Source organism: Paenimyroides viscosum (assembly GCF_003858535.1).
In the GTDB taxonomy this organism is placed as follows: domain Bacteria; phylum Bacteroidota; class Bacteroidia; order Flavobacteriales; family Flavobacteriaceae; genus Flavobacterium; species Flavobacterium viscosum.
This window is the reverse complement of the sequence record NZ_RQTJ01000027.1, coordinates 18,909-37,858: the sequence shown is the minus strand read 5'-3', so window position 1 is coordinate 37,858 and position 18,950 is coordinate 18,909. Positions and strand designations below refer to the sequence as shown.

The following is an 18,950-nucleotide window of genomic DNA, read 5'->3' as shown; positions in this document are numbered from 1 at the left end:
TAGCTTAAAACATTATACTTCTAAATTACATAAATTACGCTAGGTTTATAGGGGTTAAAACAAAAAGCCGCTAATTAGCGGCTTTTATAGTAATTCTAATAATTAAATTTCATTATTTATTTATTCTTATTTCGAACATTTTATCCCAATTTTTACCAGTTACAAAAAAAGTATCTGTTTTTTTATTGTAGGCAATTCCGTTTAAAACATCTAAATCTGGGTGTTTGGTAACTTTGTTTTTTAAATCGCTTAAATCAACCACAGCGTTAACAGATCCATTTTTAGGATTAAAAATTCCAATAGCATCTTGTCCATAAAAATTAGCATAAATTTCACCATTAACCCATTCTAATTCGTTTACACGGGGAACCGTTCCTTGATTTGTTGCTAAAACAAAATAATCAATTAAACTAAAATCTGTTGGGTTCACTATATAAACGCGGTCACTACCGTCGGTCATGTATAAATTAGTACCATCGTTTGTTAAGCCCCACCCTTGCATTTTTTTGAAATAAGGAATGGTTTGCTCTTTTTGCAATGTTTCTAAATTATAAACGTACGCTTCGTTATTCAAGTAAGTTAACTGATATATTTTGTTATTTAACACCGTTGCTCCTTCGCCAAAAATAGCATCATCTAACTCATTAATTTTAATAACTTCACCGGTTTTCGGGTTTACTTTACGAATACTAGATTTACCTTTAGTTCCTGTGCCAATGCCTTCGCCATTTCCCGTACTTTCAATTAACAAATCTCCATAAAACTCTAAACCTTGTGTGTACGCTTTTATATCATGTGGATACGTATTTACAATGGTGTATGAATAGAATGCTGGTTGAACGTTTGATAAAATATTGATTTTTATTGATCCTTCATTTGCCGATCCTTTACTATAAGTAATTGCTTTTATATCTTGTGCGCCATGTTTAGCTTGTGATAAATTGTATGTGAATTGTTCGTTATTTTTTACCGATCCAATTTTTAGATCATTCATAAAATATTGTACTGAATCTATTTCATTTGATTCACTTTTTAACTGTAAAACAACATCCTCATTTAAGGCATAAGTTTGCTTTAGGGTAGAAAATTCAAGCTTTTCAACTTTTTTATCATCTTTGCAAGCAACAAATAATAATGATAAAGCAAAGAAACTTAAGTATTTATAATTTTTCATGGTTTAAATTTTTATTTATACAATTATACAACCCTTTTTTTATTTGACAAAAGTCTTGCAATAATATAATTTGTTTGTATATTTGCACTGGCAAGTCCTACACGACCAGCTCCTACAGACTCCTCCAGGGTGGGAACACAGCAAAGGTATGTGGTTGTAGCGGTGCGATGTAGGTCGCTTGCCTTTTTTTATTAAACTTCTTCCCCACTATTTTATCTTACATTTTGTAGTTTTTATCACCAATAGTGTAGATATTATTCACAATTTTTCTTTAATCATTCTGTTTTTATAAAACACAATCTGCTTATAATCAATTAAATACAAATAAATATTCATTTGTCAAAAAATGGAATATAGTTTGAATTATAATTTACGCTTTGAAAAAGAATTTATACGATTTATAAACACTTAAAATTTATAAAATTTTAAGTGTTTATTTTTTTATACTTTAATTATCGCAAAATTAAATACAAAAAAAAGCTATCTAAGTTGATAGATAGCTTAAAATTTAAGTAAACAACAAACAAATTTTTGTTATTAAAACAAAAACTAATTTTATTCACTAAATATACATTTATATTAAAAAAGTGCCATGTTAAAATTGGTTTTTAACATTATTTATTGTTTTTTTTACTAAAACTACTTATATAGTTTAAATTAATTGCCAATCTATAAGACTTTTACCTTGTTTTATTAAATATGCATTTGTTTGTGAGAAATGTTTATTACCAAACCATTTGCCTTGATTAGCACTCATGGGCGACGGATGTCCGCTTGTTAAAACCAAATGTTTTGATCTGTCGATGTTTTTTCCTTTTTTGTGTGCATGATTTCCCCATAACATAAAAACCAAACCGCTTTTTTCGTTAGATAAAAAACTTATTACATTTTCTGTAAACTGCTCCCAACCTAATTTTTGATGACTTCCCGCCTGTCCAGCTTTAACCGTTAAAACATCGTTCAACAATAAAACGCCCTGTTTAGCCCATTCTGTTAAATCGCCGTGACCTGGATTAGTGAAATTCACATCGGTTTGCAGTTCTCCGTAAATATTACGTAACGATGGCGGTAAAGCAATTCCTTTATTTACAGAAAAACTTAATCCATGTGCCTGACCTTGTCCGTGGTAAGGATCCTGACCCAAAATCACTACCTTAACTTTATCTAACGGACAATATTTAAAAGCGTTAAAAATAGACTCTTTTGGCGGATAAATAGTTTCCTTTTCATAATCAGTATCAATAATTTGTTTTAATTTTTGATAATAATCTTTTGATGATTCTAAAGCGATAAATTCTTTCCAGCTATTCATTTTTTCATTTTTAAAATTCAAATTTAACACATATTCCTTTAAATGATAATTTGTTTGTAACTTTGATACTTGATAGAGAATTTACAAATGAAATTGATTGCAGAAAAAACATTACAAGATTTAGAATTCAGCACCATATTAGAACAAATAAGCGATTTATGCACTACCGAAATTGGTAAAGAACATGCGTTGCTTATAGAACCAATTGCAAACAAAGAACAGCTGTTACAAGAGTTAAAGCAAACGTCAGAATACGTGTCTTCTTTCAGCAACCAAAATGCTATACCGTCGCACTATTTTGATCCGATTAATTACGAATTAAAAATGTTGCGTATCGAAGACAGTTTTTTAGAAGCATCTGGCTTTAAAAAAATTGCCACATTGGTATCAACCACCAACGAATTAATAACTTTTTTAAAGAAGTTCCAAGAATATTACACCGCTTTATACAATGCCACAACCATAACCCAGCCCAATAAAATCATTTTACAGAATATTGAGCAGGTTCTTGATAAATACGGCGAAATTAAAGATACCGCTTCGGTTGATTTAAAAGCAATTCGACAAAATATACAGATTGTTCGCGGAAAGATAAACCAGAGTTTTGGTTTTGCATTGCAACAGTATAATTCGGCAGGATATTTAGATGATATTAAAGAATCGATTGTAGAAAATCGCAGAGTATTGGCGGTTCTAGCAATGCATCGTAAAAAAATAAAAGGTTCGGTTTTGGGTCAGTCTAAAACAGGAAGTATTATTTATATGGAACCCGAAAATACGTTTAAGTTTTCTAGGGAATTAAGTAATTTAGAATACGAAGAACGCGAGGAAATCATGCGAATTTTACGAGTTCTGACTGATAGCATTCGTCCGTTTCATGAAGAACTGATTGTTTTCCAAAATCTTTTGGCGCATATTGATATTGCTGCAGCTAAAGCAAAACATGCCGAAAAAATAAACGGAATACTTCCAAATATATCAACAGAAAAAAGACTGTTTTTTCGCGATGCGTTCCACCCTATTTTATTGTTAAACAACCGAATTAAAGGCAAGCAAACGTATCCACAAACCATAGAATTAACTAATAACGAGCGAATTATTGTTATTTCGGGTCCAAACGCCGGCGGAAAATCAATTACCTTAAAAACAATTGGTTTATTGCAGTTAATGTTGCAAAGCGGCATGTTAATTCCGGTGCATGAACGCAGTGAAACTTTTTTGTTCGATAGAATTTTAACCGATATCGGTGACAATCAGTCTATTGAAAATCAATTAAGTACCTACAGTTATCGATTAAAAAACATGAATTACTTTCTAAAGAAATGTAACGATAAAACCTTGTTTTTAATTGATGAATTTGGAACAGGATCTGATCCGGAATTAGGTGGTGCTTTAGCCGAAGTTTTTCTGGAAGAATTTTACGATCGTGAAGCTTTTGGTATCATTACCACGCATTACACTAACCTAAAAATTTTGGCAAACGAATTGCCGAATGCTACAAATGCCAACATGATGTTCGATGAAAAATCGTTGGAACCCATGTATAAGTTGAGTTTAGGACAAGCGGGAAGTTCGTTTACATTTGAAGTTGCTCAGAAAAACGGAATTCCGTACGGATTGATCAATCGAGCGAAAAAGAAAATCGAAACAGATAAAGTCCGTTTTGATAAAACTATTGCGAATCTTCAAAAAGAACGTTCACGATTAGAAAAAACATCGGAAAATTTAAAAGAAGAAGAAAAACGTGCGCGCGAAGAAAGCAGTAAAATGTCGAACATCAACACAAAAATTCAAGATAAGTTAGAACGTTATCAGGAATTGTACGATGCTAACCAGCGTTTGATTTATTTAGGACAACGTTTTGATGACCTTTCCGAAAAATATTTCAACAATAAAGACAAGAAAACGCTTATTGGCGAATTGCTTAAAACAGTAGAAATTGAAAATTCCAAACGCAAGAAAATCACTGTAAAAGAGAAAAAGGTAAAAGAACAGGAAGTTTTACAGTTAAAGGTTGATGTGGAAGAAAAACTGGAAAAAATTCGCGAAGAAAAGAAAGAGAAAAAAGTAAAAGAACAACAGCAACAACAGGCAAATAAAACAAATTTCGAGTTAAAAGTTGGTGATCGGGTTCGTATGATCGATGGAAAATCGGTTGGAACCATAGATACAATCGAGAAAAATAAAGCAACGGTAAACTACGGTTTCTTTACATCGAAAGTTACTTTGGATCAATTAGAAATGGTCGAACGAAAAAAATAATCAAAAATGATTAGAATTAGTTTAGTCTTATTTTATTTACTGTTGGCAACATCATGTAAACGAAATATTCATGAAAATTCAAATATTGATAAAGTTTTTTATGGTAAACTCTTTTATGGTGACCAAGGCGTGACAACAATAACAAGTATCAATTGTGAGGATTTTATTGAAAACTTAGAATCGAGTATTTCATATTTAAATATTTATGACAAAGAATTAATTGAAAATATTACTATTATAAGTAATAATCCAGACAGTGTAGATTTTAAACCAAATTATATAGATGTTAGATATAGATTAGAATTTAATAATGATGTTATATGTTTTGATAAATTTGGTTATTATAGTATTAATAATAAGATAATTGGAAAGTTTAAAGATTTTAATCTAATTATAAATTATATCAACAACAATAAAAACAAATCTATTCGTTTAAAAGAATTACCCGATATAATATCTATTGAATAAATATCAATAAAAAATGAATATAATTGATAAAATACCACCAAATAAACAGTTGATTCTTTTTGACGGCGTTTGTAATTTTTGCGATGAAACCATTCAAAAAGTAATAAAAGCAGATAAAAACAACTTGTTTGTTTTTGCGTCTTTACAGTCAAATTTTGGTAAAGAAATCATTCAATATATTGGTGTCAACCCGTCTATTGATTCCATTATACTGTACAATCCGGGTGTAGCTTATTTTACAGAAAGCGATGCTGCTTTAGAAATTTCCAAACAATTAAGCGGTTTCTATCCGTTGTTGCAAATTGGTAAAATTGCACCAAAAAGTTTACGAAATTCCATTTATCGATACATAGCAAAAAATCGTTACAAATGGTACGGTAAAAAAGAGGAATGTATGATTCCGTCTGCAGAAGTTCGATCAAAATTTTTATCATAAATAAACCAAATAATTTCATCAAACGTACAGCAATCTGTATATTTGTACTTTAAAAAACAAATCAATGCAAATATCATATAACTGGTTAAAACAGTTTATCAAATTAGATATCGCTCCGGAAGAAACAGCCGAAATTTTAACGAATTTAGGATTAGAAGTAGAAGGTATCAACGCTTACGAAAGTTTAAAAGGCGGATTAAAAGGCGTTGTTGTTGGTCATGTAATTTCGTGCGAACAACATCCAAATGCAGACAAACTTCGTATCACAAAAGTTGATTTAGGCAATGGCGAACCGCCTGTACAAATTGTTTGTGGCGCACCAAACGTGGCTGCGGGGCAAAAAGTACCTGTCGCAACTATTGGTACTGTTTTAACAGATAAAGAAGGTAATGATTTTGTTATTAAAAAAGGAAAAATTCGCGGCGAAGAAAGTTTTGGAATGATCTGTGCCGAAGACGAATTAGGTTTAGGTGAAGGTCATGACGGAATTTTAGTTTTAGATGATAAATTTAAACCAGGTACTACTGCTGCCGAAGTTTTTGAAGTGTATACCGATACCGTTTTTGAAATAGGTTTAACACCAAACCGTGCCGATGCTATGAGTCATTGGGGCGTTGCGCGTGATTTACGTGCAGGTTTAATTCAAAACAAGCCACAAAACACTTATTCAGAATTAATTACACCAAGTATAAGCAAGTTTAAGGTTGAAAAACGTACCTTGAAATACGATATTATTGTTGAAGACAGTAAATTGGCGCCACATTATGCAGGAGTAACAATTTCGGGTATCGAAGTGAAGCCGTCACCAGCTTGGTTGCAAAATTCGTTAAAAGCAATTGCTATCACGCCTAAAAATAATATTGTTGATGCTACTAATTATGTGTTACACGAATTGGGTCAGCCATTACATGCTTTTGATGCATCGCGCATTAAAGGAAACAAGATTATTGTAAAAAATGCTACAGAAGGCACAAAGTTTACAACATTAGATGGTGTTGAACGTACATTGCATGCAGAAGACATTGTAATTTGCGACGAAAACCAACCACTTTGCTTGGCTGGTGTTTTAGGTGGATTAAATTCTGGAGTTAGTGAATACACAACGGCTATATTTTTAGAAAGTGCCTATTTTAACCCAGTAAGTATTCGTAAAACGGCTAAAGCGCATGGTATTTCTACCGATGCATCGTTCCGTTTTGAAAGAGGAATTGATCCAAGTATTACAACCTATGCGTTAAAACATGCCGCTATTTTAATTACCGATATTGCCGGTGGAGAAATTACATCTGACATTACAGATTTGTATCCAAAGAAAATAGAAGATTTCTCAGTTTTCTTAAATTACAGTAATGTTCATAAAATATTAGGTGAGTCTATTCCGCAAGAAACAATCAAGAAAATTTTGGTTTCGTTAGATATCAAAGTCACCAATATTACCGATAAAGGTTTAGGCTTGTCGATTCCGCCTTACCGTGTTGATGTGCAGCGTGAGATCGATGTGATCGAAGAAATTCTACGTGTTTATGGGTTCAACAACATAAAAGTTGGATCTAAAATCAACGCAACTATTGCTTACGGATCTAAAACCGACGATCATAAAGTACAGAATATTGCAGCAGATCAATTGGTAAGTCAAGGTTTTTACGAAACAATGTCGAATTCGTTAACAACTACAGCTTATAACGATTTAATTACCGATATCAATAAAAACCAACAAGTTGCCATTCTAAATCCCTTAAGTCAAGATTTATCAATTATGCGTCAAACCTTACTTTTTGGCGGATTAGAATCTATCGCTTATAACATTAATCGTAAGAAAGCCGATTTAAAATATTTTGAATTTGGTAAAACTTACGCAAAAACCTTATCTGGTTACGAAGAATACAAACATTTAGCTTTGTTTGCAACAGGAAACAGCAACAGTATTAATTGGAATACGCCTGCAACTTCTGTTGATTTCTTTTTGTTTAAAGGATATATCGATGCGTTATTGGTTCGTTTAGGACTTAAAAACATTGAAACTAAACCTAATGAAAGTGACGTTTTTTCTGAAGGAATTTCGTATTATTTAGGTGATAGAAAAGTTGTTACATTTGGTAACGTAAAAAAATCGATCTTAAAACATTTCGATATTAAACAAGATGTTTTTTATGCAGATTTTAATTGGAACAACATTTTAAATGTAGTTTCTAGCAAAATTAAATTTGCCGAAATTTCTAAATATCCGATTGTAAAACGCGATTTGGCTTTATTGATAAAGAATGAAGTATCGTTTGCAGATGTTTACAAAATTGTAAAACAAGTTGATAAAAATTTAATTTTTGATGTTTCTTTGTTCGATGTTTATCAAGGTGATAAGTTACCAGAAGGAACCAAATCTTATGCAATTAGCATGAAGTTGCAAGACAAAGACAAAACGTTAACCGATGCACAGATTGATAAAATTATGAGTAAAATTCAAAACCAGTTACAAACCGAAGTTGGTGCTGAATTAAGATAAAGTAAACAACATAAAAATGCCCCTAATTTAAAAAATTAGGGGCATTTTTTATACTTTGCAATTTAATTGAATCTTATATACTTTTTAAAACATCAATTAAATAATCTATTTCTTCTTTTTTGTTTTCGTGACCAAATGATAAACGTAAACTTGGTTTTTTAATTTCAACCTCATCTAAAAATTCCGCTAAAACATGCGATGGTTTTTGGCTTCCCGATTGACAGGCACTTCCGCGTGATACCGCAATTCCTTTCATATCTAACTGAAACAACATCATTGCAGCTTTCTCTGGCGAAAATGGTAAGCGAATATTTAATACATTGTAGAAAGCCGATCCGTTTCCGTTAAATTGTACATCTGGAAAAGTTTCTTGTAATTTTGCTTTGCAGTAATCACGTAATTCGGTAATTTTTGTACGATCTTTATTTAAATCTTGATACGATAATTCTAATGCTTTCGCCATACCAACAACCTGATGAGGCGCTTCGGTACCTGCACGCATTCCTTTTTCTTGTTCGCCACCAACGATTAAGGGTTTTAACACATTTTTTTTGCGTATAAATACAAATCCTGCACCTTTTGGTCCGTGAAATTTGTGTGCCGAAGCTACAATAAAATCGACAGGAATTTCATCTAAAGGAATTTCAACTTTTCCTACAGACTGAACTGTATCTGAATGAAACAATGCATTGTATTGCTGTGCCAAATTAGCTACTTTCTTCAAATCTAAAACTGTTCCTACTTCATTATTAACATGCATTAAACTGATTAAAGTTGGCTGCGAATCTTTCAACAACTCTTCTAAATGGCTAAAATCTATTTCGCTATTGGGTAAAACATTCACATAATCGATTTTTGTACCGTATTCTTTTTCCATTTCCTTGATAGAATACAAGGTACAATGATGCTCCATTTTTGTTGTAATGATTCTTTTTATACCTAAATCGCGTACCGATGAACGAATAATCCAGTTGTTTCCTTCGGTTCCACACGATGTAAAAATAATCTCGCTTGCCGTTACATTAAACTGCTTGGCAATTGTTTTACGCGATGCTTCGATCAATGCTTTTGTATGACGACCAATTGAATAAGTTGATGACGGATTTCCGAAATCATTCGTTAATATTTTTACCATTTCTTCAACAACTTCTGGTCTTACAGAGGTAGTCGCGGCATTGTCTAGATATATTTGGTTCATTACTTTATAGTTTCTTAGTAAGTTGTGTTAGAATTTGGTAGTTAAAAATAAAAACCGATAGCAAAATTAAGAAATATGATACAAATTGTAAAGCATTTATATGCTCATTATAATAAAAGATTGCAAGCATAAACGCAATTAACGGATTTATGTACAACATTATCCCAACATTTGATGCCGATGCACCTTTTAATGCGTACAAATTCATGTATAAAGGCACCAAGGTAAACAAGGTTGCTATTGCAAAAACATACATGTAAAATGATGGATTAGCTGGAATGCTAAAACCGTTTACAAAATAATAAGGCAATGAAAAAAAGAATATAAGTATAATTTGAACAGTTAGTACGTTTAATTTATCAAAATAGATATTAGATCGTTGCGAAATCAAGTAAAAAGTATAGGTAAAAGCTACTACTAACGCAAAAAACAGATTGTTTGAATTACTTATAAAACAAATTAAACAGCCTGTGAAACTTATTAAAACGGCAATCCACTGTATTTTTTTTAATTTTTCTTTTAAGATGATGTTTGCCAGAAATGTAGTAATAATAGGGCAAACTAAATAAGCAAATGACGCAGATTGCACATTGATTTGATTAACAACATAAATGAATAAAAACCAGTTTATACCTAACAAAACGCCACCTATTAATGTTAGATACAATCCTTTTCGTTTTTCTTTTTGTGGTAGATTTTTAAAAATATAAATATCCTTCAGAAAAATTTTTCGTCTGAAAAGCAACGTAAAACAAATAATGATAATTGCCGAAAAGGTAATTCTGTAAAACAAAATATCAAATGACGGTACATAAGAAATAGGTTTTAAAGCCAAACTGAAAAAACCCCACAACATAAAAGCCAAGAAAGCAATTAAGTAATATTTAAAATTTTGCATTTCACAAATAAAAACGCAAATGTAGTTTAGTTTTAGGTAGAAAAAACAATCGCATTGTTAATTTACAATGCGATTTTATAATTATATTTTAAACACCTCATAGAGCACAATTTAATTACACACAAGTACTTAAAAATAAATATCTTATTTTTTTTCCACAGATACACAGATATATTTTAAATCAGTGAAAACTTAAAATTCACAGATATTAAAATGCGTCGCTTTCAACGATTACCTATAAATTTTTATGTTGATGATATTTTAATTAAGAAATCGGTGAATCTGTGATTATTTAATAATACACTACAGTTTATTATTCAATTACAATATTCTGTTTCTTTAAAATTCTTATCACTACAAAAGCAAAAATCAATAAATAAATAAAACATACCAACGATACAATATATGATGAATGAATACCAATAATATCTGCGATTTTTCCTTGGATAGGCGGAATAATCCCTCCACCCAGAATCATCATTACCAAAAATGCCGATCCTTGCGCGGTGTATTTTCCCAATCCCATTAAACTTAAATTATAAATTGCCGGCCACATGATGCTGCAAGCCAATCCTCCACAAAGAAATGCATAAATTGCAATTTTTCCTGTGGTATTCAAACCAACAATTAAAGCAATTATACCAAATAAACTAAAAACCATTAAAGTCTTTGCCGGTGTATTTTTGGTTAGAATTATTAAAGCAATTTGTAAAATTACGCACCCGATAAATGCATAGAAATACTGCATGTTGTATTCTGCTAAAATATTTGCTGTTATAATAATTCCAAAGGCAATTATTGGTAGAATTACCGTTAAAAGCAGTTGTTTATTCCGTGAAAGATTAAAAGCACTAACGGCTCCAGCCCAACGACCAATCATCATGCTGCCCCAATACATGGAAATATAAGGTGCAATTTCAGACGATGATAATCCGCCAAATTCTTTAGATTTTAAAAGCTCTCCTAAGTTACTTCCAATCCCCACTTCTACTCCAACGTACATAAATATTGCCAGCATTCCCAACACCAATTGCGGATATTTCATCGCGCCCCAACCTTCTGGTTTTGCCTTTGCACGATTATACGCAAAAAGCAATCCTACTAAAATAACTGCGAAAGCAACTGTAAGCCACATAACTCGAGTGTTTTCAATTTCAATTTTGTTCACTAATTCTTCCGTTTCTCTATAAGTAGAAAAAACAAAACTGAAACATAGCATTAACAAAACCGTCATTAATACCAATATATTTAATGCTTTAGGAGCTTTTTCTATTGGTTCGATGCTTTTTCCCTCGGGTAATTTTTTAGAAAAGTAAAACAAAGCAGCAGCAGCAATAAACAACAAGCCTACACAAACATATAGCAACACCACTTTATCTAAACTTAACGATTTTATCTGATTATCACTTACAGCCGCAGTTGTTCCAAACAAAGCAAAAGCAACTACTAACGGACCAATTGTTGTACCTAATGAATTAATTCCGCCGCCTAAATTTACGCGGCTTGCTCCTGTTTTTTCATCGCCCAACAAAATAGCAAACGGGTTTGCTGCGGTTTGTTGCAATGAAAATCCTAAAGCAACGGCAAACAAGCCAATCAACATTCCGTAATAAACATTGGCTTCAACCGCTAAAATCATTGCAACTGCACCAATGGTAGAAAATAACAAACCGTAAACAATACTACGTTTATACCCCCAAAAAGTGACCAGATCTTTTCCTTTAACGTTACTTAAGGCGAACAAAACCAATGCACCAATGTAATAGGCTGTGTAAAACGCAAAATCTATTAATTGCGACTGAAATTGGTCTAAATGAAAATAATCTTTACAAAATGGTATAAAAATGTTGTTTCCGGCAGCTATAAATCCCCAAAAAAAGAAGACCACAATTAAAGTATATAATGCCGGATAGTTAGTTTTTACAGTAGGATTCATACACGGTTGAATTAATTATCAAATATAAAAATTTGACGCAAGAACGGCTATTTTGTATATAAAAAAAGTTATTTTTGTAAGAAAGTTTCTTTTCTATGAAAAAAATTGTTGGTTTGATACTTGTTACAACCAGTTTAACAGCTTGCAGTGATGGTGATTTACTTTTTGAAAATTTGAATTTCGATGGAATACAAATTCAAAAATGCGAAGACAATGAATTGTATTTCAAAACAAAGGACAATGAATTATTGTTGGTAGATTTTTCTGATAACAGAAACGGTACAAAAGGATCAATTTTAGATACTTTGGCTCCGTTAAACATTAAACAAAACTTTGAAACATCAAACACAACAAAAATGTATTACCGCACTTATGATGCTAAAATTAATAGCGCCACTATTTGTTCGGTATTAGCTCCTGCAAATCCAAAAGTAACATCAGAATATACTTCGGTTCCAGGTGGTAAAGTGTTTTATACACGAACAATAACTCCAGCTGTTTCAGAAAATGGCGTGAGCGTTAACTATATGTACACCATAAATTTTGAAAATATTACATTAACCAATGGCACATCAGACATAAAATACGCTACACTGCCATACGGATCTTACGTTTACGATACCAGTAAAATTACTTTTAATTTTAACAATAATTACACAAATTGTGACAATGTTTTAGTAGGCAGAACAGCAAATGAAATAATACAAATACAATTTCCTGAAAACTTTGTTTTTCCAACAGCAAATCAAACACAGACCATAAACTTAAATGATACTAATTTGTTGCGTTATTTTGTGTTTAGAAAAACATTTACAGTAGAACAAGGTTTTGAATGTGATTTTCCAGATGTTCCTATAAAAGAAGAATGGCAAGTAACCAACGGATCTTTACAGATAGAAAGTGTAGTAGTTACAAATAATGCAGGTACAGTAACCGGATACAGACATAATTTAAAGTTGCTACAAGCTCAATTTAAAAAAGATGAAAGTACGTTTACTATTACAGATCGAATTATAGGAACTTATGTTCCAGAATAAAACAACAAAATCCGAAATTAAACATTCGGATTTTGTTTTATATATACTTCTGTAGCACCTAAACCATATTTGCGGTAATTAGCATCTTGGTAAGAAATTTCGGGATATCTGCCAAATAAATAATCTAATTCTGCTTTTAAAACGCCCTCACCCATTCCGTGTATAAACACAACTTTTGGAATACGGTTTTTAATAGCAAATTCTAATTGACCCCGTGCTGTATCAACCTGAATATTTAAAATATCGAAATTGTTCATGTGTTTAAAATTCTTGACTAATTTTTCAATATGAAGATCAACTTCAAGAACAACCTCATCTTTTTTCGATTTTTTTTCGGAATTAACTTTATGATGATTAACCGTTATTTTTTGTGTTTTTGCCGATTCTATTGCTCCGTAAGTTGATCCTTGTTTTATAAGCAAATCATCACCAATTAAAATCAATTGTTTTATTGGATAGGTTAATTCAAAACCATCACTCGTTAAAATAACCGCTTCATCATTAAGAAGTTTAACAACTTTACCTTTAAAATCTTCATCTAAAACTTCAACAAAAGTTCCTACATTAATTTTCATGTTCATTATCACGTTGGTTGTTATTTTTATCGGAATTACTTGGCGTTTTGTTCATTAAATACATCATTAAAAAGAAAAAAACAAGCACCGCTACTATTTGAATATAAATATTAGGCTGCGATTTTGTTTGTTCAACCAACGCCCAAAACATTATACCAAATACGGCTATGTAGATAAGAAATTTCATTTTATATTTTTTTCAAAATTAATAAATTTATACATTCGGTAAAAATTACAGCTATGGAAGAATACATGATACCCTGCATGCACAAAAAACTTTTTGGAGTTGACTGTATGGGTTGTGGCACACAACGTGCGGGTTATATGGTATTGCAAGGGAATTTTGTTGATGCATTTAAAATGTTTCCGGCAATTTACACCACTATTCTTTTATTTGTATTTATTTTTTTACATTTTATTGATAAGAAGAGAAAATATCATAAAATAATTATTTTTTTAGCGATACTAAACGCCATTATTATGGTATTTTCTTATATTTACAAGCAAATTTATTTTTAACATTTAAAAAAAAGTTATGGAAAATTATCAAAATCAAAACGATCCACAAAACTACCAGAACACTAATTTTAACAATGGAAACGGTAATTTTATGCCATCAAATTTACCTAATGCAACTGCTGTATTAATTTTAGGTATATTATCAATTATTGGATGTTGTTTTTGGGGTATTGGAATTATTTTTGGAGTTATTGCTTTAGTTTTAGCTAGCAAAGACACAAAATTATACAAAGCTAACCCTTCTGCTTATTCTAACTACTCTACGTTAAATACAGGTAGAATCTTAGCAATTGTAGGTATCGTATTATTTGTACTTTCTTTAATAATGATGGTTGTATTTGGTTCTATTTTTGGATGGGATGTTTTAACTAACCAAGAATTGTTACAAGAACGAATGCAAGAATGGGCTCAACAAAATCAATAATAATTCAACAATAAAAAATTCCGAAGCTCTCACTTCGGAATTTTTTGTTTAGTAATTTAAGACTTCAAAAATTTGCGATATAATTAAATTCTTTCTTTTTTCGTAATCTTTAATTTTTTCTGTTTCTAAAGAACGGTAAGTTCTTAACGAAAAATAAATAGGTTTGCTTTGTTTTAAATACACCCCAACAGTCCAATCAATTTCTTTACCCAAATAGCTTGTAGTTGCAGTGTGCATTGCCAACTTTTGATCTAATAATAGCTGATTAAATACAAACTGTTGATTTTGCTTACTAAAAGGTAGTTTACCTTCTTTCAAATCTTTTAAAAACAAAATCATTGAATTTGGGTTCGTTAAAGCTGCGTAGTTCCAAAAATAGGGTAATTCGTTATTTTTAATATCCTTAAAAAAAGATGCTTTTTTAATGTTGGTTTCGTAGCTATCGCGTGGTAATAAATATTGCAAATTATCAAAATACCAGTCGGTATCATTTTTAAGTGCGTCAATTAAATTGGTATTGCTGTTCCATTCTGTACGCTTACCATTAAAAAATGATCTTTTAACACCATCCCATAAAAAAGAATGTTTAACATCGGTTTTATAAACTTTTTCTTCTAAACCTACCAAAGCCTGCCATAAGTGAAAATGTGCGGCTGCCGGAGAATTATCAAAAGGTTCCACTTCACTACTAAAAAGCCATTCGTCCTTATTTTCATTATAAATTACAATTGCACCATTTATATTATTCGATTTAAAATAATAATCTAAATAATTTTGTGCTTGTACATTAAAAAATCCTAAAAAAAGAAAAAGTAAAACGTATTTCATGCTTATTTTTTTTCAAAAATATAAAAACTTAACGCAAGAACTTAATTGTTTAGGTAAAACATTTTGATTTGATAGAATTTAGTACTTTTGTAAATTATTTTATTTATGAAAAATTTTAAACTAATTATAGCTTTTTTACTGTTTTTTACGGTAAATGCCCAAGTTCCCGCATATTATCAAAACATTGATTTTAATTTGAAAGGTGATGCGTTAAAAAACGAATTAAGTACTTTAATTACAGCGACACATACTTACGAGCTAATTTATACACCCGATGTTTGGAATGTATTAAAAAAAGCCGATATTGACCCTAAAAATGCAGATAAAGTATTACTTTTATACGGTTGGAATGATACCGATGTTACCAAAAACAACGATTTAACCCGCGACAGATCGGCAAGTTGTCATTCATCAAATTGTGAAGATAAATGGGTTCGCGAACATGTTTTTCCACGATCAAAAGGAACACCAAATTTAGAATTTGAAGGTCCCGGTTCCGATGCGCATCACTTGCACGCTATTGATTATGACCGAAACAGTCTTAGAAGCAACTTTAAATTTATAGCAAATCCAACATCGTACATTACTTATTCGCGCGTAATTCAGCAAAACGGATCGGAATATTTTTATCCGGGTGATGAGTGGAAAGGCGACGTTGCCCGAATGATTATGTATATGTATGTAAGATACGGTAACCGTTGCCAGCCTGTTAATGTTGGTTTTGGATCTACTACTTTTTCATTTAATAATGATATGCCGAACATTTTTTTACAATGGAATGCAGAAGATCCGGTTTCTATACATGAAATCAACCGAAATGAACAAATTTATGCTGCCCAAGGAAACAGAAATCCTTTTATTGATAATCCGCACTTAGCAACAAAAATTTGGAACGGACCTGCAGCAGAAAATAAATGGTACAGTTTAAGTACAGAAGATGTTATATTAAGCAATGTTAAGGTTTATCCTACTATTACAAATGATTTTATAAACATTGAAAGTGATGGTTTAACCGAAACATCTTATAAAATATATGATTTATCTGGTAAACTGATCGATCAAGATAAAAATCAAACAAAAATAAATGTTACAAACTATGCCAACGGTTTGTATATGCTTCATTTAAGCATGAGCAATGCTTCAAAAGTGTTTAAGTTTATAAAAAAATAAATCGACCAAATTGGTCGATTTATTTTTAAGGAATATATTTCTTTTCAAAATTAGGTTTACGTTTCTCTAAAAAGGCATTACGTCCTTCAATAGCTTCTTCGCTCATGTAAGCCAAACGCGTTGCTTCACCAGCAAAAACCTGCTGCCCAACCATACCATCGTCGGTTAAATTCATAGCAAATTTTAACATTTTTATAGATATAGGCGATTTTTCTAAAATTTCCTGAGCCCAATCGTACGCTGTTTGCTCTAATTCGGCATGTGGTATCACAGCGTTAACCATTCCCATATCGTAAGCGTCTTGTGCAGAGTAATTTCTACCTAAGAAGAAAATCTCCCGGGCTTTTTTCTGTCCGACCATTTTTGCTAAATAAGCCGATCCATAACCACCGTCAAAACTTGTAACATCGGCATCGGTTTGTTTAAAAATAGCGTGTTCTTTACTTGCCAAAGTTAAATCGCAAACCACATGCAACGAATGTCCGCCACCAACAGCCCAACCATTTACCACCGCAATAACCGCTTTTGGCGTAAAACGAATTAAACGTTGAACTTCTAAAATATTTAAACGATGGTAGCCGTCTTCACCAACATAACCTTGGTAACCACGTGCTTTTTGGTCGCCACCACTACAAAAAGAATACACACCGTCTTTTGGTGAAGGTCCTTCGGACGATAAAAGTATCACTCCTATTGATGTATCTTCATGCGCATCACTAAATGCACGCAGTAATTCAGCGGTAGTTTTAGGACGAAAAGCGTTTCTCACTTCTGGGCGATTAAATGCAATGCGTGCAACGCCGTTACATTTTTTATAAGTTATATCATCAAACTCTATTGCTGTTTGCCAGTTAATGTCGTTCATTTTAAATTTTTTTTAATAATATATTTCAAAGATACATTTTTTTAATTTTTTAATAAAATTAACGTAGTGTGGTGTTTTTATAACTGAGTAAATCTTTTATATTTGCTTACTTATAGCTAAGTTTAAATAATGAAAAAAATAATATTTCCCCTTCTATTAATTGGCGGCTTAAGTGTTTCTTGCGATAAAAATTTCGACATTGCTCAAGTAATCAAAAAAAGAAGCGAACTTTATAAAAAACAAACCAAACTAATTACCAATGATGATACTTTTGATGTTAAGTTTAATCCGGTAACACCTAAATATAAATTAGAAACCCGTGAAATTGTTGAAACTTTTTACCACAACCGAATTAACAGAGGTGGTTTCTGGGGACAGTTTCTTGTGGCTAAAAACGGCGAAATAATCTTTGAAGATTATCAGGGTTATGCAAATTATCAAAACAAAGAAAAAATTAACGATTCTACACCAATGCACGTTGCTTCGGTAGGGAAAGTTATTACCGGTGTAACTATTCTACGTTTGGTAAATGAAGGTAAATTATCATTAGATCAAAAAGTAAATACCATTTTAACAGGATTTCCTTATGATGATATTACCGTGCGTTTGCTTTTAAATCACCGATCTGGATTGCCGTATTATGGAAACTTTACTGCTAAACCAGGAGTTTGGGATACAAAGAAAACATTGACAAATAAAGATGTTTTAAATTTATTAGAAACAAAAGGTATTAAGTTAGATTTTAGACCAAATACCCGCTTTACCTACTCTAACACCAATTATGTTGTTTTAGCGTTGATTGTGGAACAGGTTACAAAAAAATCGTTTCAAGAGGCAATGAAAACGCTTATTTTAGAACCTTTAAAAATGCACAATACTTTTGTTTTAGATAATCTAGAAAATAAAGAAAATCTTACACAATCATACCATGCAAACAACCAAAGAATGCATTGGGATTATTTAGATGGAACCTACGGCGATAAGAACATTTACACCACCGCACGCGATATGCTTAAATTAGATAAAGCTTTATATTCTGATAACTTTATTAGCAAAGCGTTAAAAGCCGAAATGTACAAAGGATATTCGTATGAAAAATCGGGCGCTAATAATTACGGTTTGGCAATTAGAATGGTTGAACCTAAAGACGATAACGGTAATTTATACACCTTTCACAACGGTTGGTGGCGTGGGAACAGGACATCGTATGTAACCTTACGAAAAGATACCATTACCATTATCTGTTTTAACAACCACAATTCACAAATGGCTTATAAAACTAAAGAATTGGCACCAAGGTTAGGAAATTATCCGTTTATACAGATTAATGATTAAATTAGCGACGAAA

18 protein-coding genes and 1 other RNA gene are annotated in these 18,950 nt (G+C 31.6%); 10 read left to right on the top strand and 9 right to left on the bottom strand.

Annotated elements, in window-relative coordinates; all coding sequences use genetic code 11:
• Positions 1 to 112: 112 nt before the first annotated feature.
• Positions 113 to 1,174, bottom strand: a complete 1,062-nt coding sequence (locus tag EG242_RS11305; RefSeq protein WP_124899976.1) for a glutaminyl-peptide cyclotransferase — start codon at positions 1,172 to 1,174, stop codon at positions 113 to 115.
• 88 nt (positions 1,175 to 1,262) lie between these two features.
• On the opposite strand from EG242_RS11305, the gene ffs reads away from it, so the two are divergent.
• Positions 1,263 to 1,360, top strand: an RNA gene (ffs, locus tag EG242_RS11300) — signal recognition particle sRNA small type.
• 466 nt (positions 1,361 to 1,826) lie between these two features.
• On the opposite strand, the gene ung is transcribed toward ffs, so the two are convergent.
• Complete coding sequence (gene ung / locus EG242_RS11295) at positions 1,827 to 2,486, bottom strand: uracil-DNA glycosylase (protein WP_203227714.1); 660 nt, start codon at positions 2,484 to 2,486, stop codon at positions 1,827 to 1,829.
• An 87-nt stretch (positions 2,487 to 2,573) separates the two neighbouring features.
• Between ung and EG242_RS11290 the strand changes: the two genes are divergently transcribed.
• From EG242_RS11290 to pheT, 4 genes are all read left to right on the top strand, one after another.
• The gene (locus EG242_RS11290; protein WP_124899974.1) at positions 2,574 to 4,748 is read left to right on the top strand and encodes an endonuclease MutS2; all 2,175 of its coding nucleotides are present in this window, start codon (positions 2,574 to 2,576) and stop codon (positions 4,746 to 4,748) included.
• A 6-nt stretch (positions 4,749 to 4,754) separates the two neighbouring features.
• Positions 4,755 to 5,216 carry a hypothetical protein gene (locus tag EG242_RS11285; protein WP_124899973.1) on the top strand — a complete coding sequence of 154 codons (462 nt, stop codon included), beginning with the start codon at positions 4,755 to 4,757 and terminating at the stop codon, positions 5,214 to 5,216.
• A 19-nt stretch (positions 5,217 to 5,235) separates the two neighbouring features.
• On the top strand, positions 5,236 to 5,652 hold the full coding sequence (locus tag EG242_RS11280; protein WP_124899979.1) for a thiol-disulfide oxidoreductase DCC family protein: 417 nt from the start codon (positions 5,236 to 5,238) through the stop codon (positions 5,650 to 5,652).
• Between the two features lie 64 nt (positions 5,653 to 5,716).
• Positions 5,717 to 8,152, top strand: coding sequence for a phenylalanine--tRNA ligase subunit beta (gene pheT, locus EG242_RS11275; protein WP_124899972.1), 2,436 nt, complete (start codon positions 5,717 to 5,719; stop codon positions 8,150 to 8,152).
• Positions 8,153 to 8,225: 73 nt separating this feature from the next.
• Here the strand turns inward: pheT and EG242_RS11270 are convergent, their stop codons facing one another.
• From EG242_RS11270 to EG242_RS11260, 3 genes are all read right to left on the bottom strand, one after another.
• Positions 8,226 to 9,350 (bottom strand): cysteine desulfurase family protein, encoded by a 1,125-nt coding sequence (locus tag EG242_RS11270; protein ID WP_124899971.1) that lies wholly within the window; start codon positions 9,348 to 9,350, stop codon positions 8,226 to 8,228.
• Positions 9,351 to 9,354: 4 nt separating this feature from the next.
• A complete protein-coding gene (locus EG242_RS11265; protein WP_124899970.1) occupies positions 9,355 to 10,248 on the bottom strand; it encodes an EamA family transporter in 894 nt (297 codons plus the stop codon).
• A gap of 313 nt (positions 10,249 to 10,561) precedes the next feature.
• Entirely contained in the window at positions 10,562 to 12,184 is a 1,623-nt protein-coding gene (locus tag EG242_RS11260; protein ID WP_124899969.1) for an MFS transporter, read from the bottom strand.
• A gap of 95 nt (positions 12,185 to 12,279) precedes the next feature.
• Between EG242_RS11260 and EG242_RS11255 the strand changes: the two genes are divergently transcribed.
• A complete protein-coding gene (locus EG242_RS11255) occupies positions 12,280 to 13,221 on the top strand; it encodes a hypothetical protein (protein ID WP_124899968.1) in 942 nt (313 codons plus the stop codon).
• A gap of 17 nt (positions 13,222 to 13,238) precedes the next feature.
• Here EG242_RS11255 and EG242_RS11250 read toward each other — a convergent pair whose 3' ends face one another.
• Positions 13,239 to 13,802: a Smr/MutS family protein gene (locus tag EG242_RS11250; RefSeq protein WP_235831905.1), complete on the bottom strand. Its 564-nt coding sequence runs from the start codon at positions 13,800 to 13,802 to the stop codon at positions 13,239 to 13,241.
• Positions 13,786 to 13,983, bottom strand: a complete 198-nt coding sequence (locus tag EG242_RS11245) for a hypothetical protein (protein WP_124899967.1) — start codon at positions 13,981 to 13,983, stop codon at positions 13,786 to 13,788. Before EG242_RS11245 ends, EG242_RS11250 begins: the two co-directional genes overlap by 17 nt.
• Positions 13,984 to 14,036: 53 nt before the next feature.
• On the opposite strand from EG242_RS11245, the gene EG242_RS11240 reads away from it, so the two are divergent.
• Both EG242_RS11240 and EG242_RS11235 read left to right on the top strand, forming a co-directional pair.
• The gene (locus EG242_RS11240) at positions 14,037 to 14,315 is read left to right on the top strand and encodes a DUF2752 domain-containing protein (protein ID WP_124899966.1); all 279 of its coding nucleotides are present in this window, start codon (positions 14,037 to 14,039) and stop codon (positions 14,313 to 14,315) included.
• A gap of 16 nt (positions 14,316 to 14,331) precedes the next feature.
• Complete coding sequence (locus tag EG242_RS11235) at positions 14,332 to 14,739, top strand: CCC motif membrane protein (protein WP_235831904.1); 408 nt, start codon at positions 14,332 to 14,334, stop codon at positions 14,737 to 14,739.
• A 48-nt stretch (positions 14,740 to 14,787) separates the two neighbouring features.
• On the opposite strand, the gene EG242_RS11230 is transcribed toward EG242_RS11235, so the two are convergent.
• The gene (locus EG242_RS11230; protein ID WP_124899965.1) at positions 14,788 to 15,567 is read right to left on the bottom strand and encodes a hypothetical protein; all 780 of its coding nucleotides are present in this window, start codon (positions 15,565 to 15,567) and stop codon (positions 14,788 to 14,790) included.
• 105 nt (positions 15,568 to 15,672) lie between these two features.
• Here EG242_RS11230 and EG242_RS11225 point away from each other — a divergent pair, with 105 nt between their 5' ends.
• Positions 15,673 to 16,737 carry an endonuclease gene (locus EG242_RS11225; RefSeq protein ID WP_124899964.1) on the top strand — a complete coding sequence of 355 codons (1,065 nt, stop codon included), beginning with the start codon at positions 15,673 to 15,675 and terminating at the stop codon, positions 16,735 to 16,737.
• A gap of 25 nt (positions 16,738 to 16,762) precedes the next feature.
• Here EG242_RS11225 and EG242_RS11220 read toward each other — a convergent pair whose 3' ends face one another.
• On the bottom strand, positions 16,763 to 17,602 hold the full coding sequence (locus EG242_RS11220; protein WP_124899963.1) for a 1,4-dihydroxy-2-naphthoyl-CoA synthase: 840 nt from the start codon (positions 17,600 to 17,602) through the stop codon (positions 16,763 to 16,765).
• A 129-nt stretch (positions 17,603 to 17,731) separates the two neighbouring features.
• Between EG242_RS11220 and EG242_RS11215 the strand changes: the two genes are divergently transcribed.
• Positions 17,732 to 18,937 (top strand): serine hydrolase domain-containing protein, encoded by a 1,206-nt coding sequence (locus EG242_RS11215; protein WP_124899962.1) that lies wholly within the window; start codon positions 17,732 to 17,734, stop codon positions 18,935 to 18,937.
• Positions 18,938 to 18,950 lie beyond the last annotated feature (13 nt).

Bases quoted from the DNA above. Each gene is read 5' to 3' on its own strand.
- EG242_RS11215 (WP_124899962.1), top strand. From the start codon at position 17,732: ATGAAAAAAATAATATTTCCCCTTCTATTAATTGGCGGCTTAAGTGTT.
- EG242_RS11250 (WP_235831905.1), bottom strand. From the start codon at position 13,802: ATGAACATGAAAATTAATGTAGGAACTTTTGTTGAAGTTTTAGATGAA.
- EG242_RS11265 (WP_124899970.1), bottom strand. From the start codon at position 10,248: ATGCAAAATTTTAAATATTACTTAATTGCTTTCTTGGCTTTTATGTTG.
- EG242_RS11245 (WP_124899967.1), bottom strand. From the start codon at position 13,983: ATGAAATTTCTTATCTACATAGCCGTATTTGGTATAATGTTTTGGGCG.
- ung (WP_203227714.1), bottom strand. From the start codon at position 2,486: ATGAATAGCTGGAAAGAATTTATCGCTTTAGAATCATCAAAAGATTAT.
- EG242_RS11255 (WP_124899968.1), top strand. From the start codon at position 12,280: ATGAAAAAAATTGTTGGTTTGATACTTGTTACAACCAGTTTAACAGCT.
- EG242_RS11270 (WP_124899971.1), bottom strand. From the start codon at position 9,350: ATGAACCAAATATATCTAGACAATGCCGCGACTACCTCTGTAAGACCA.
- EG242_RS11225 (WP_124899964.1), top strand. From the start codon at position 15,673: ATGAAAAATTTTAAACTAATTATAGCTTTTTTACTGTTTTTTACGGTA.
- EG242_RS11285 (WP_124899973.1), top strand. From the start codon at position 4,755: ATGATTAGAATTAGTTTAGTCTTATTTTATTTACTGTTGGCAACATCA.
- EG242_RS11235 (WP_235831904.1), top strand. From the start codon at position 14,332: ATGGAAAATTATCAAAATCAAAACGATCCACAAAACTACCAGAACACT.
- EG242_RS11220 (WP_124899963.1), bottom strand. From the start codon at position 17,602: ATGAACGACATTAACTGGCAAACAGCAATAGAGTTTGATGATATAACT.
- EG242_RS11290 (WP_124899974.1), top strand. From the start codon at position 2,574: ATGAAATTGATTGCAGAAAAAACATTACAAGATTTAGAATTCAGCACC.
- pheT (WP_124899972.1), top strand. From the start codon at position 5,717: ATGCAAATATCATATAACTGGTTAAAACAGTTTATCAAATTAGATATC.
- EG242_RS11230 (WP_124899965.1), bottom strand. From the start codon at position 15,567: ATGAAATACGTTTTACTTTTTCTTTTTTTAGGATTTTTTAATGTACAA.
- EG242_RS11305 (WP_124899976.1), bottom strand. From the start codon at position 1,174: ATGAAAAATTATAAATACTTAAGTTTCTTTGCTTTATCATTATTATTT.
- EG242_RS11260 (WP_124899969.1), bottom strand. From the start codon at position 12,184: ATGAATCCTACTGTAAAAACTAACTATCCGGCATTATATACTTTAATT.
- EG242_RS11240 (WP_124899966.1), top strand. From the start codon at position 14,037: ATGGAAGAATACATGATACCCTGCATGCACAAAAAACTTTTTGGAGTT.